Here is a 13,776-nt window from a genome sequence, read left to right on the forward strand (position 1 = left end):
AAAATGGCCGACGAAAAAGAAACTAAAAAAGAATTAGCACATGAATATGATGCCAGCCAAATTCAAGTTCTTGAAGGATTGGAAGCTGTTCGAAAACGTCCCGGGATGTACATCGGAACGACCAGTTCACAAGGACTTCATCATTTGGTATGGGAAATTGTTGATAACGGGATTGATGAAGCGCTAGCTGGATTTGCGACCAAAATTACCGTGACTGTTGAAAAAGACAATAGCATTACCGTTACTGATGATGGTCGTGGAATTCCAGTGGATATTCAACAAAAGACTGGCAAGCCGGCTCTGGAAACCGTTTTCACCATTCTACACGCCGGTGGTAAATTTGGCGGCGGCGGGTACAAAGTTTCTGGCGGTCTGCATGGTGTGGGTGCCTCAGTTGTTAACGCACTGTCATCTGAACTGGACGTCGAAGTTACCCGTGATGGCAAAGTCTACTATATGGACTTTAGCCGCGGTCACGTTAAGACCAAGATGAAAGTGGTTCGTGAAGTTTCAGATGATCTTCACGGAACCAAGGTTCATTTTCTGCCGGATCCTGATATTTTCCGGGAAACAACCACTTATGATATTAAAGTATTGACGGCTCGACTTCGTGAGTTGGCATTCTTGAACAAGGGATTACGGATTGTTGTTCGTGACCTGCGTCCGGAAAAGCCGACTGAACAAGATTTTATGTACGAAGGCGGGATTAAACATTACGTTGAATATCTTGATAACAGTAAGGAAACCTTGTTGGATGAACCAATTTATGTTGAAGGGGTCATGAACGGGATTACCGTTGAAGTTGCCATTCAATATACTAACGATTATCACAATACATTAATGACCTTCACTAATAACATTCATACTTATGAAGGTGGGACTCACGAGGAAGGCTTCAAGCGAGCCCTAACCCGGGTGATCAATGACTATGCCCGCAAGAACAAACTCTTAAAAGACAACGAAGCGAACCTGTCTGGTGAAGATGTCCGTGAAGGCACTACTGCCGTTGTCAGCATTAAGCACCCGGATCCGCAGTTCGAGGGTCAGACAAAAACCAAGCTGGGTAATTCTGATGCCCGAACGGTGACTGATCGCATCTTTAGTGATCATTTCACCAAGTTTTTGATGGAAAATCCGAAGATGGCAAGAAAAATTGTTGATCGTGGTATGTTAGCTTCAAAAGCCCGTTCAGCAGCTAAGCGTGCCCGTGAAGTCACTCGGAAAAAGAGTGGCTTGGAGATCAGCAACCTGCCTGGTAAGTTAGCTGATAACACCAGTAAAGATCCCAAAATTTCTGAATTATTTATTGTCGAGGGTGACTCTGCCGGCGGATCAGCTAAGCAGGGCCGTTCACGTTTGACCCAAGCAATCCTGCCGATCCGTGGGAAAATATTAAACGTTGAAAAGGCCAGTATGGATCGCATCTTAGCCAACGAAGAAATTCGGTCATTATTCACTGCTATGGGGACCGGCTTTGGCGAAGACTTTGATTTATCAAAGATTAATTACCATAAGCTGATTATCATGACGGATGCCGATGTTGATGGTGCGCACATTCAAACACTGCTGCTTACATTGATTTATCGCTATATGCGACCATTGATCGATGCCGGCTTTGTCTACGTTGCTCAGCCACCGTTGTATCAAGTCCGTCAAGGTAAAATGTCTCGGTACATCGATTCCGATGATGATTTAAATGCCTTTTTAGGAACGCTGCAGCCATCACCAAAACCAGTTATTCAACGGTACAAAGGTTTAGGAGAAATGGACGCTGAACAACTGTGGGATACCACCATGAATCCTGAAAACCGCCATTTGTTAAGAGTTGAATCCACTGATGCGACCGAAGCAGATAAAGTCTTCTCAATGTTAATGGGTGACAAGGTGGAACCGCGTCGTGATTTTATTGAGGATAACGCCACGTTTGTTGAGAATCTTGATGTTTAAAATCACCTACCGAGTTGCTAACTGTTTAATAGCCGAAAAAATGTTTCACATGAAACATATAACCAAGCCTGTGAATGGAGGTAAATAATTTGGCGAATAAAGATAACCATGATGAACCAATTGCTGGTCGAGTGACCAACGTTGATTTGTCTAAAAAAATGCGGACGTCATTTCTTGATTATGCCATGAGTGTTATTGTTGCTCGTGCGCTGCCTGATGTTCGTGACGGTTTAAAGCCGGTTCACCGTCGTATTTTATACGATATGCATGAATTGGGTGTAACGCCCGACAAACCTTATAAGAAATCAGCCAGAATTGTTGGGGATGTTTTAGGTAAATATCACCCACATGGTGACACGGCTGTGTATGAGTCAATGGTTCGAATGGCGCAGGACTTTAGTTACCGTTATATGTTGGTTGACGGTCACGGAAACTTTGGCTCAGTCGATGGTGATGGTGCTGCGGCGATGCGTTATACCGAAGCTCGGTTGAGCAAAATTGCCATGGAAATGTTGCGGGATATCAATAAAGATACCATCGACTTCCAGCCCAACTACGATGGCACCGAACGTGAACCGAGCGTTTTGCCGTCACGATTCCCGAACCTGCTGGTTAATGGGGCCTCAGGAATTGCGGTTGGAATGGCAACCAATATTCCCCCTCACAATTTGTCGGAAGTCATCAGTGCAATTCACGTTTTGATGAAGAACCCAGATGCCACCACGGCGGACTTGATGGAAGCTTTGCCTGGACCTGACTTTCCAACTGGCGGGGTTGTCATGGGCAAATCCGGTATTCGGAAGGCCTATGAAACCGGTAAGGGGACGATTATCGTCCGCGCCAAAGTTGAAATTGAAGGAGAAGCCGGTGGCAAGCAGCGAATCATTGCAACCGAATTGCCCTACATGGTCAACAAGGCCAAGTTAATTGAACGGATTGCTGAATTAGCCCGTGATAAACGGATTGAAGGCATTACGGATATTAACGACGAGTCCGACCGTGAAGGGATGCGGGTGGTGATTGATGTTCGGCGGGATGCCAGTGCCGAAGTCATCTTGAATAACTTGTACAAATTAACCCTGATGCAGACGTCGTTTAGTTTCAACATGCTGGCCATTGTCAAGGGGACGCCAAAGATTTTGAGTTTAAAAGAAATTTTGAACTACTATCTGGAGCACCAGGTTGAAGTGATCCAGCGACGGACCAAGTATGAACTAAACAAGGCTCAGGCAAGGGCCCATATCCTTGAAGGTTTAAGGATTGCCCTTGATCATATTGATGAAATCATCAAAATTATCCGTGGTTCACAAACGGGTGACGTTGCCAAGAACCAACTGATTGAAGGCTTTGGTCTTGACGATAAGCAGGCGCAAGCGATCTTGGACATGCGTCTGGTTCGTTTGACCGGTTTGGAACGCGAAAAGATTGATAAAGAATATAATCAATTGATGAAGGACATCGAAGAATACAAGGCGATTCTTGCCAGTCGTGAACGCGTCAATGAAATTATTTATCAAGAATTGTTGGAAATTCAAAACAAATTTGGCGATCCACGACGAACTGAACTGCTGGTCGGCGAAGTTTTGAGTCTTGAAGATGAAGATTTGATCGAAGAAGAAGACGTCATTATCTCGTTAACCCACAATGGCTATATCAAGCGATTACCAACTTCCGAGTTTAAGGCTCAAAACCGTGGTGGTCGTGGGGTTCAAGGGATGGGTGTTCATAACGATGATTTCGTGGAACACTTAGTTTCGACGTCAACCCACGACGTGCTGTTGTTCTTCACCGATGCCGGTAAAGTTTATCGGATGAAGGGTTACGAGATTCCCGAATATGGGCGTTCAGCCAAGGGAATCCCCGTTATTAACCTGTTGAACATTGGCAATAACGAAAAAATTCAAGCCGTGATTAACGTTTCTGATAAGCACAAGGATATTGAGAAGGATCTTTTCTTTGTTACCTTGATGGGAACTGTTAAGCGCACACCGGTGTCTGATTTTGCCAATATTCGCAGCAACGGTCTGAAAGCCATTAACCTCAAGGATGACGATCAGGTAAGTAACGTCTTGATCGCTGATGAGGATCAAAATATTATTATCGGAACTCACCGTGGTTATGCGGTCAGCTTTAACGCTGCCGATGTCCGTTCTATGGGCCGATCAGCTACTGGTGTTCGAGGTATTCGACTACGTGAGAATGATTATGTCGTTGGTTCTGATCTTTTGAAGCCTGATAGTGAGGTCTTTATCATTTCAGAAAATGGTTATGGTAAACGAACTCCAGCTGCCGAGTACCCAATCAAGGGTCGGGGCGGTAAAGGGATTAAGACCGCAAACATCTCTGAAAAGAATGGGCCGCTTGCTGGTTTAACAACCGTTGACGGCGAGGAAGATATCATGCTGATCACGGATCAGGGAGTCATGATTCGATTCAGTGTTGAGGATGTTTCTCAGACTGGACGGGCAACACTTGGCGTTCATCTGATCAGAATGACCGATGGGGCTAAGGTTGCTACCATGGCCAAGGTTGAGAAGCAGGATGATTCAGAGGATGATGCCAAAAAGCAATCAGCTGATGCGGATCACTCAAATGATAATTCCGGTAACCAGCCTGATCAGAATTCAAATTCTGATGATTCATCCAACCAATAATTGATCTAACAGAGGTTGGGACAAAAATAATTATCGTCTCACCCATATTTCAGCATTGCGACTATTTCATAACAAAAACGTGGGAATTAAAGCAGTTTCCGGCCATAAAAGCCAGCAATCCAAATATCCAAGTTCAGGATATTCGGATTGCTGGCTTTTATTCTGGAAACTAACCGCTCTATTTCCCACTCTTTGTTTCACATGAAACCTCCATCACACTTTTATAGGAAATCGTCCAAAAAAGTCATGCTAATTCTTTGACTTACTTTTCGTAAGTGATATGCTTTTTGTAAGAATTAAAATACGACTACTTGGAGGTAATTGATTCATGACTGTTGTTAATGGCTACAAACAAAACGATAACGAAGAAAAAATCAATATTTTAAATTTGGAAGAGTTGGAAGAACGAGCTAAGCAAATCATTCCAACCGGTGGTTTTGGTTACATTGTTGGTGGTTCAGAGAATAACTGGACGTTAAAAGCTAACCGGAAAGCCTTTACCCACAAGCAAATTGTTCCCCGTGCTTTGAGCAACATTGAAAACCCATCACTCGATACCAACGTCTTTGGGATTCCGCTAAAAACGCCAATTATGATGGCCCCAACTGCTGCTCAAGGATTGGCGCACTCACAAGGTGAAAAGGATACTGCAAAAGGTGTTGCTGCTGTCGGTGGGTTGATGGCCCAAAGTACTTACTCCTCAGTATCTATCTCAGATACTGCTGCAGCTGGTAACGGTGCCCCACAATTCTTCCAACTTTATATGAGTAAAGATTGGGACTTCAACTATTCCCTGCTTGACGAGGCAAAAAAGGCTGGCGTTAAAGGGATTATCTTGACCGTTGATGCCACCGTCGATGGTTATCGTGAAGACGACATCAAGAATAACTTCCAATTCCCAATTCCAATGGCAAATTTGACTAAATTCAGTGAGGGTGACGGTAAAGGTAAGGGAATCGCTGAAATCTACGCCGCAGCCGCTCAAAAGATTGGGCCTGACGACGTCAAGAAGATTGCTGACTATACTGATTTACCAGTGATTGTTAAAGGAATCGAATCGCCAGAAGACGCCCTTTATGCAATTGGTGCCGGGGCTGCCGGTGTTTATGTCTCCAACCACGGTGGCCGTCAATTAAACGGTGGCCCAGCATCATTTGATGTGTTGGAAGACGTTGCCAAAGCCGTTAACGGCCGGGTTCCAATTATCTTTGATTCTGGTGTTCGTCGTGGATCTGATGCCTTCAAGGCACTGGCTTCCGGTGCTGACTTGGTTGCCATGGGCCGACCGGTTATTTATGGTTTGGCTTTAGGTGGCGCTGAAGGGGTTCAAGCTGTCTTTGAACACCTTGGTGATGAATTGAAGACAACTATGCAATTGGCGGGAACTAAGACCATTGCTGACGTTAAGAAGACCTATCTCTTAAGTATTCATTATTAATGTGTGCAACGTCCGATCATCGGGATTCTCTAACAGATTTGATTAAGTATTCGCTTCTGTTCTCATGATGGGAAATAATATCAGAGAATGCCAATGAGTGCTGCACAGTATTAGAACATTCCCCGTGTTCTTTCTCCCAAAATATGAAAAACAGCGTCCCTCGTTTTGAGGAACGCTGTTTTTGAATCGGATTTTAGGTTAGTTAATGTTTTTTCGTGGTCGGCCGGTTGTTTGCCCTTTATCCAGAATTTCTGGGTGCTCGTTACGTGCATAGGCGTATGCATGAGGATCCTGGCCGTTTTGATATCGATTTGAACCGGTGTTTGCTTGAGAGTTTCTGAAGTAATAAAATGCTGAAACCCCAACGATGATTAAAAGTAAAAGTGTCATTGAATTCCTCGTTTCTTTATTTTTTGTTAAGTCATGGGACACGTACGGAAAAGCGTTTCCAAACTCCTAAATGAATTTGGAATTGATACTAGTTTACTTCCAAAATTAGAAGAGTCAAGTATCTGCTCGACGATCCTGGGTGGTTTGCCTAAGAAATCTTGATGTGGCAAGGGTTTCCAAAATATTAAGGAATTATTTAATTCTTGATTATGAATCATTTTCTCGAGAAAAAATAATCTTGCCGATTTCTATCGTATATAATAAGTGTATCGTGAATCACAATTAGGCAATTGATATTTAGGTCCACACGTGGTATTATTTTATATTGTGAGTATCTGGGTAAAAACAGAAACTCTCCTTGCTCTCGGGAAGAGGGCCATAAGTCCACAAGGAGGTGCAAATCATGGAAGAAAAGAAATACGAAATTACTTACATCATCCGTCCTGATATTGAAGAATCCGCAAAATCTGCATTGATCGAACGATTCGACAAGATCTTGACTGACAATGGTGCTAAGGTACTGAGCTCAAAAGACTGGTCAAAGCGTCGTTTTGCTTACGAAATCGGTGGTTTCAACGAAGGAACCTATCACGTTGTCACTTTAACAACTGATTCAGACGCATCACTTAACGAATTTGATCGTCTTTCAAAAATCAATGACGATATCTTACGTCATATGATCGTTGTTCGTGACGACTAATAATTGATTCTAATATGAGAGGAGCAATTCAGCATGCTTAATCGTGCAGTTCTTACGGGTCGCCTAACCCGCGATGTTGATTTACGATACACTCAAAGCGGAACCGCTGTCGGTTCGTTCTCACTTGCCGTTGATCGGCAATTTACCAATCAACAGGGGGAACGTGAGGCTGATTTCATCAACTGCGTAATCTGGCGTAAATCCGCTGAAAACTTTGCCAACTTCGTTCATAAGGGGTCTCTTGTTGGAATTGATGGTCGCATTCAGACCAGAAATTATGAAAACGCACAGGGACAACGGGTTTATGTGACTGAAGTTGTAGTAGAGAATTTTGCCCTGCTTGAGCCGCGTTCTGCAAGGAACAACTCAAATGGTCAGCAAAATGGTGCTGCTCCTCAACAAAATAACGGTAATGCCAATCCATTTGATAACAATTCAAATGCCGGCAATAATGGCAATTCCAACAATAACGGCGGGAATAATCCTGCTAATAATGGTGGAAATAACGGGAGCAGTGGGAACAATAATCCCAATGATCCGTTCGCTAACTCCGGGGATTCGATTGACATTTCTGATGATGATTTACCATTCTAATGAAGTGGTAAAGTAAATTTTCGAGGAGGAAAAACTATGGCATATCAAAGACGTGGCGGCGGTCGCCGTCGTCGTAAAGTTGATTTTATTGCTGCAAATCACATTGAATACATCGACTACAAAGATATCGATTTATTGAAGCGATTTGTTTCAGAACGTGGAAAGATTCTTCCACGTCGAGTTACTGGAACTAGCGCAAAGAACCAACGTAGCTTAACAATTGCTATTAAACGTGCACGTATCATGGGCTTGATGCCTTTCGTTGCGGCCGACTAATAATGATTTATTGAAGTCATCCTTTCGGGGATGGCTTTTTTATTTTGTCGTGAGAAAAGCCTTCCCAAGAGATTACTGGGAAGGCTTGTATAAACTAAATTAATTTTCGTTAGTAACGGGTTTTGCGTGATCTACTTGGCGATCAGATTCCACCTTCTTTAAACCAATGCCGGTGAATCCGCTCAGCAATGAGAAGACTGGGCAAAGTAGGCTGAAGAATACAAACGGTAGGTATTGAATCGTTGGGACGCTCAGTGTGTTGGCGATGAAGACCCCGCCAACGCCCCATGGAACCAAGTAGTTCAAAACGGTACCGCCATCTTCAAGGACCCGGCCGAGGGCTCTGCTGGCAAGTCCCCCGTGATTGAATGTCTTTTTAAACGCCCGCCCAGGCAGTATGATCGAAAGAAATTGTTCACCAACGAAGATATTCACCCCAATACAGGCTCCTAGTGCCGCTGTGACTAATTTAGCCGGACTATTTAACCTGGTAGCCAGTGGGGACATAATGGCGCTGATAAGGCCAAAATGAACTAATAAACCACCAAGCGATAAGGTCAACACGATTAAGGCAACCGTCGGCATCATGCTGACGATCCCGCCCCGCGAAAGCAGCAGGTTAACTTCATCATTAGAAGTTTTAGCCACAAACCCATTGGTGATGATGGTGCTGGCTTTAGTGATGTTCAAACCAGGATTGTTCACAAACATCATCCCGGCTGACACAAAGATATTAAGCAGCATGGTTGGAATGGCCGCCATTTTGAAACCAGCGCAGACAAACACCAAGATAATCGGGATCAAGGCAACCAGTGAGATGTGAAAATCGCTGTTCAATGCGGCGACGGTTGTATTGATTTTGTTCATATCGGCATGGTTGTGGCCCATTCCGAGAAAGGCAAAAGCGATAGTCGAAATCGTGGCGGCTGGAATCGTTGACCAGAGAATGGTTTTCATGTGGTCAAACAAGTCAGTGTCAACCACCGCGGCTGCCAGGTTATTAGTTTCGGAAAGTGGAGAACATTTATCACCAAACACGCCACCTGAAATAATGGCCCCGGCCACCAAGGCTGGGTTGAAATTCATGGTGACGCCAATCCCGAAGAAAGCAATTCCGACCGTTGAGACAACCGTAAAACAGCTGCCAACCGCGGCGCCAACCAGTGAACAGACGAGGAAAACCGTTGGTAAGAACCACTGTGCACTGATGGCCTTAAAGCCAATGACCATCAAAGTGGGGATGGTTCCCGCAGCAATCCAGGTACTGATCATGGCGCCGATTAGAATGAAGATGACAATGGGGATGATCCCTTTATCAATGCCGTCCTTGATGCCGGCATTAATTTCATCCCAACTGAAACCGGTAATCTTGGCCCAAAAAATGGTGACGGTGATTGCTAGTAATACCGGAACCTGTGGGGATAGCCCCAAGCCGATTACCCCGGTTCCCATAATGGCCAATGCAACAACTAATACTAAGATTGCTTCTATCAAACTAACTTTACTATTTCTCATAATGCCAACCTCTTTTATTTTTCAAATTTTTGTCTGCTAGTTTAAATTCAGTTGACGGAAATATCGTGGTAAGCCGCCATTGGTTGTTCGTTTCATTTTACAATCCCCCTAAAAAATAAAAAATCGTCCCTACTGCACATCAATGCAATAGGGACGATTTGACCGTGGTACCACCCAACTTGTGTATTAAAAAATACACCACTCACTAGAAGATAATGGATTCTAGTTATTGACCATTGTCGTGATATTACGGTATTTCATAACCTTACCCTGATTGGTTCGCAGCAACCACCAACTTCCTGACGCCCAGATAAGGCACTACTTCATGTAATTCGACTTTAATTATTAAAGTGAGTATAGAACTTGATGAGAGGAATTGCAAGAAATGTTTTCTGTTCGTGGAACTTCGTAATAAGGAAGCCGCTATTCGTCGAAATACTCCGGATTCTTAAATAACCTAAATAATTCTTCCTCATCCACCTACGATTATCGAAAAAAATCTTATTTTTCCCTTGTTAAACAATAAAATGTCATTAAAGCTCACACAAAAGATCCATTTGTGATAATATAAATGCATTCTCATTAAAATATTTTAATCCAATTCTTATGTTGCTCTTATTTAGGAGGATGCCTATGAAGTCAAAAATTCAAGAGAATCAAGATGGAACCATGCGTGCATTAAGTAACCGCCACGTTCAGATGATTGCAATTGGTGGCACGATTGGAACCGGGTTGTTTTTAGGATCTGGGAGTACCATCAGTAAGACTGGTCCGTCGGTGATGCTGATTTATTTGGTCCTTGGTTTGTTTTTCTTCTTTATGATGCGTGGAATCGGTGAGATGTTTTACTCAGATCCATCGCAGCATACCTTTGTCTCGTTTATTTCCCGTTACCTCGGTCCAACAGTCGGACATTTTACCGGCTGGACATACTGGATTGGTCTGGTGTTTGTCTGCATGGCCGAATTAAGTGCCACCGCTACTTACGTTAAATTCTGGTTCCCGTCAATTCCAGCTTGGCTTATTGAGGTCATCTTCTTAGGAATTTTAGCCAGTGTTAATTTGATCGCGGCTCGATTATTTGGCGAAGCGGAATTCTGGTTTGCAATGATTAAAATTGTTGCGATCCTAGCACTCATTTTCACAGGAATCTTCATGATGTTCCGTCACTCAGTCACGCCGCTTGGGCACGCAACCATCGGCAATCTGTTTTCTAATTTCCAATTATTTCCTCATGGCGGCATCAATTTTATTGCCGCATTCCCGATGGTTTTCTTTGCTTTCATGGGAATTGAATTTGTCAGCATCACAATTGGTGAAGCCAAAAACCCGCAAACGGTGATTAAAAAAGCGGTTAATGAAACGCTGATTCGGATCTTGATTTTCTATATTGGTGCGTTGACTGTGATTATGGGGATCATTCCCTGGTCGTCAATCACGCCTAACAGTAGTCCTTTCGTTCAAGTATTAAAATTAGCCGGCTTACCGGCTGCCGCTGCCGTGATTAACTTTGTTGTATTAACGTCTGCTGCCTCATCATTAAACAGCTGTATCTTCTCAGCGGGACGACACTTCTATCAACTCGCCACTGAAGTCCCTGAAGACAGCTGGATGAGAAAGACATTCGCTAAGATTTCCCGGAATGGCGTTCCAGCCGCAGCAATTATCTTTTCGGCATCCCTTGTACTCATTACACCGCTGATTAGTATCACCAACGGACTGGCATCCGTATTTACGATTGTAACTGGTATTTCCAGTGATATGTATATCATCGTATACACCTTAGCTATGTTAGCTCACAGGAAGTACCGGCAATCAGCTGACTTCCTGCCAAATGGGTTCTTGATGCCGGCTTACAAAATCATGAGTCCACTGACGATTGCCTTCTTCGTGGTGATCTTCGCAACCCTCTTCTTTGTTCCAGAAGATATTATTGGCGCAGTTGGGGCCATCATTTGGACCGCGGTTTTCGGTGGCGCGACCTATCTTCATCAAAGAAAATTGGTTCCTAATACCGATCAATAGTTTAAGCGGACCAAAGTTGCATGCTTCTTCCAATATAATATGACGAATTTGGAAAATTCCTGGCAGTGATGCTGGGGATTTTTCTTTGTGTCATTGTTGATTTGAGCACCCAACAACCCGCTAGAAATAATAAAGAAAGCCGATTTATGGTAAAATAAGAGCATTAAGCTATTGATGAAGAGGAATTAATATGAAAAATTGGTTTACAAACAACCGTGGTGAACTGCCACCATTTGTTCATAACCGACGCCTCAGAAGAATCATGATGTTCATTTCATTAATCGTGATCTATGGCATCGTTATTTCATTTTTATATAACATCGTGGCTTCCCTCATTCTGATTGTGATCAGTGTTGTTGGCCTGATTTTTACGATTGTTATGATGAATGAAATCAGCTCCGATACCAATCGCTATATTACTGACCTGTCATATAGAATCCATCGTGGGGAACAGGAATCACTCCTCGAAATGCCGATTGGCATTATGATTTTAAATGATGACGAAATGGTTGAATGGGCGAACCCGTATATGGTGAAGTATTTTAAGAACGAGAATCTACTGGGGCGAAAGATTGATGACATTGACCATGACCTCCAGCAGTTAATCACTAAGTATGCTGAATCCGATGAGTTCCACACGATTACTTGGCGGGACCACAAATTTACGATGCTGATCCAAAAGGAATACAATTCGGTTTATTTGATGGATATTACCCGGTACGCCAACCTTGAGGAACGGTACAACGAAGAACAGATCTCGGTTGGCCAAATCTTTTTGGATAACTATGATGAAATTACCCAATCAATGACCGACCAGGAAATCTCTAATCTGAGTAACTACGTCACCAACGAACTGGCGACCTGGTCACAGAAATATGGGATGTATCTCAAGCAAATTGATGACGACCACTTCTTCTTGTTGGCCTATTCCAAGTCACTGACGGCGATTGAAAATGACAAGTTCAATATTTTGGATACCGTCCGAGAGACAACTTCCAAGCAGAACTTCCCACTAACCTTGAGTATTGGAATCGCATATGGCGAGGATGACTTGAATAATTTAGCCGATCAAGCCCAAAGTAACCTTGATTTGGCATTGGGCCGTGGCGGTGACCAAGTCGTCGTTAAATCACTGGATGGGACTGCTCGGTTCTATGGCGGTAAGACCAACCCAATGGAGAAGCGGACCCGGGTTCGGGCGCGGATGATTTCTCAGGCGTTAAACGAATTAATGAGCGCCTCCGACCAGGTCTTTGTCCAGGGCCACACCAGACCCGATATGGATTCACTAGGTGCCTGCCTGGGTATCAGACGAATTGCCCAAATGAACAATAAGAAATGTTGGATCGTTCTTGATAAAGAAAAGGTTCATTCAGATATCCAACGGTTACTGGAAGCAACTAAGAAGTACCCGGAAATTGCTGATTCGATCATCACGCCGGCTGAAGCGATTGCCAAAGCAACTGATAGCAGCATGCTGATTATGGTTGATCATTCCAAGCCTTCAATTAGTATTTCAGAAGACTTATACAAGCGAATGTCAGCCAAAGTGGTTATCATCGACCACCACCGACGAGGTGAAGAGTTCCCTGAAAACCCAATGCTGGTCTACATCGAACCTTATGCGTCATCAACTTGTGAGCTGATTACAGAAATGTTTGAATATCAGCCCCACGAAGAAGAACCGATTAACCGAATCGAGGCAACTGCTATGCTGACGGGAATCTTTATTGATACCCAGCGCTTCTCGATGCGGACCGGTACCAGAACTTTTGACGCCGCCAGTTACCTGCGTTCTGCGGGAGCCGATTCTGTCGAAATGCAGCAATTCATGAAGGAAAACATTGATAGTTATCTCCAACGCAATCACTTGATTTCCAAGGTCGAATTCTTCCATAAGAATATGGCCTTGATTGTCGGCGAAGAAGACCAGGTTTATGATCCGGTGACAGCAGCCCAAGCCTGTGATTCTCTACTGACGATGTCCGGGGTTGACGCATCATTTATCATTACCAAGCGTTCCGATGGCCAAATTGGGGTTTCAGCCCGAAGTACCGGTGCTGTCAACGTGCAAGTTATTATGGAACAAATGGGCGGTGGCGGTCACTTATCCAGTGGTGCCACCCAGGTTTCCGACAAGTCGGTTGCCGATGTGAAAAAAATGCTGCTTGAAACGATCAAGAATATCGATGATAATGAATAAAGGTATTTAAATTTTTGAGGATAGTAGGAGTGAT

At 43.8% G+C, this 13,776-nt stretch carries 10 protein-coding genes; 8 read left to right on the plus strand and 2 right to left on the minus strand.

Annotated features, from left to right (window positions below):
• Positions 1-3: 3 nt before the first annotated feature.
• The 3 genes from gyrB (at position 4) to LPKJCM_RS02385 (ending at position 6,039) form a co-directional block, all read left to right on the plus strand.
• Positions 4-1,947 carry a DNA topoisomerase (ATP-hydrolyzing) subunit B gene (gene gyrB, locus LPKJCM_RS02375; protein ID WP_057962096.1) on the plus strand — a complete coding sequence of 648 codons (1,944 nt, stop codon included), beginning with the start codon at positions 4-6 and terminating at the stop codon, positions 1,945-1,947.
• Between the two features lie 74 nt (positions 1,948-2,021).
• Positions 2,022-4,601 (plus strand): DNA gyrase subunit A, encoded by a 2,580-nt coding sequence (gyrA, locus tag LPKJCM_RS02380; protein WP_057962097.1) that lies wholly within the window; start codon positions 2,022-2,024, stop codon positions 4,599-4,601.
• A gap of 328 nt (positions 4,602-4,929) precedes the next feature.
• Positions 4,930-6,039 (plus strand): lactate oxidase, encoded by a 1,110-nt coding sequence (locus LPKJCM_RS02385; protein WP_057962098.1) that lies wholly within the window; start codon positions 4,930-4,932, stop codon positions 6,037-6,039.
• A gap of 198 nt (positions 6,040-6,237) precedes the next feature.
• On the opposite strand, the gene LPKJCM_RS02390 is transcribed toward LPKJCM_RS02385, so the two are convergent.
• Complete coding sequence (locus LPKJCM_RS02390; protein WP_057962099.1) at positions 6,238-6,429, minus strand: hypothetical protein; 192 nt, start codon at positions 6,427-6,429, stop codon at positions 6,238-6,240.
• 403 nt (positions 6,430-6,832) lie between these two features.
• Between LPKJCM_RS02390 and rpsF the strand changes: the two genes are divergently transcribed.
• Genes rpsF through rpsR form a run of 3 tightly spaced genes read left to right on the plus strand, consistent with a single transcriptional unit; the run spans position 6,833 to position 7,999 of the window.
• Complete coding sequence (gene rpsF / locus LPKJCM_RS02395; RefSeq protein WP_087069518.1) at positions 6,833-7,129, plus strand: 30S ribosomal protein S6; 297 nt, start codon at positions 6,833-6,835, stop codon at positions 7,127-7,129.
• A gap of 33 nt (positions 7,130-7,162) precedes the next feature.
• A complete protein-coding gene (gene ssb / locus LPKJCM_RS02400; RefSeq protein ID WP_087069519.1) occupies positions 7,163-7,723 on the plus strand; it encodes a single-stranded DNA-binding protein in 561 nt (186 codons plus the stop codon).
• Between the two features lie 36 nt (positions 7,724-7,759).
• The gene (rpsR, locus tag LPKJCM_RS02405) at positions 7,760-7,999 is read left to right on the plus strand and encodes a 30S ribosomal protein S18 (protein ID WP_057824588.1); all 240 of its coding nucleotides are present in this window, start codon (positions 7,760-7,762) and stop codon (positions 7,997-7,999) included.
• A 99-nt stretch (positions 8,000-8,098) separates the two neighbouring features.
• Here the strand turns inward: rpsR and nhaC are convergent, their stop codons facing one another.
• Positions 8,099-9,514: a Na+/H+ antiporter NhaC gene (gene nhaC / locus LPKJCM_RS02410; RefSeq protein ID WP_174659000.1), complete on the minus strand. Its 1,416-nt coding sequence runs from the start codon at positions 9,512-9,514 to the stop codon at positions 8,099-8,101.
• Between the two features lie 633 nt (positions 9,515-10,147).
• On the opposite strand from nhaC, the gene LPKJCM_RS02415 reads away from it, so the two are divergent.
• Both LPKJCM_RS02415 and LPKJCM_RS02420 read left to right on the plus strand, forming a co-directional pair.
• Positions 10,148-11,539: an amino acid permease gene (locus LPKJCM_RS02415; protein WP_057962103.1), complete on the plus strand. Its 1,392-nt coding sequence runs from the start codon at positions 10,148-10,150 to the stop codon at positions 11,537-11,539.
• A 190-nt stretch (positions 11,540-11,729) separates the two neighbouring features.
• On the plus strand, positions 11,730-13,742 hold the full coding sequence (locus LPKJCM_RS02420; protein ID WP_174659001.1) for a DHH family phosphoesterase: 2,013 nt from the start codon (positions 11,730-11,732) through the stop codon (positions 13,740-13,742).
• Positions 13,743-13,776 lie beyond the last annotated feature (34 nt).

The organism is Lentilactobacillus parakefiri (assembly GCF_002157585.1).
In the GTDB taxonomy this organism is placed as follows: domain Bacteria; phylum Bacillota; class Bacilli; order Lactobacillales; family Lactobacillaceae; genus Lentilactobacillus; species Lentilactobacillus parakefiri.

Coding starts and splice junctions, on each gene's coding strand:
- gyrB (WP_057962096.1), top strand. CDS start 4: ATGGCCGACGAAAAAGAAACTAAAAAAGAATTAGCACATGAATATGAT.
- gyrA (WP_057962097.1), top strand. CDS start 2,022: ATGGAGGTAAATAATTTGGCGAATAAAGATAACCATGATGAACCAATT.
- LPKJCM_RS02385 (WP_057962098.1), top strand. CDS start 4,930: ATGACTGTTGTTAATGGCTACAAACAAAACGATAACGAAGAAAAAATC.
- LPKJCM_RS02390 (WP_057962099.1), bottom strand. CDS start 6,429: ATGACACTTTTACTTTTAATCATCGTTGGGGTTTCAGCATTTTATTAC.
- rpsF (WP_087069518.1), top strand. CDS start 6,833: ATGGAAGAAAAGAAATACGAAATTACTTACATCATCCGTCCTGATATT.
- ssb (WP_087069519.1), top strand. CDS start 7,163: ATGCTTAATCGTGCAGTTCTTACGGGTCGCCTAACCCGCGATGTTGAT.
- rpsR (WP_057824588.1), top strand. CDS start 7,760: ATGGCATATCAAAGACGTGGCGGCGGTCGCCGTCGTCGTAAAGTTGAT.
- nhaC (WP_174659000.1), bottom strand. CDS start 9,514: ATGAGAAATAGTAAAGTTAGTTTGATAGAAGCAATCTTAGTATTAGTT.
- LPKJCM_RS02415 (WP_057962103.1), top strand. CDS start 10,148: ATGAAGTCAAAAATTCAAGAGAATCAAGATGGAACCATGCGTGCATTA.
- LPKJCM_RS02420 (WP_174659001.1), top strand. CDS start 11,730: ATGAAAAATTGGTTTACAAACAACCGTGGTGAACTGCCACCATTTGTT.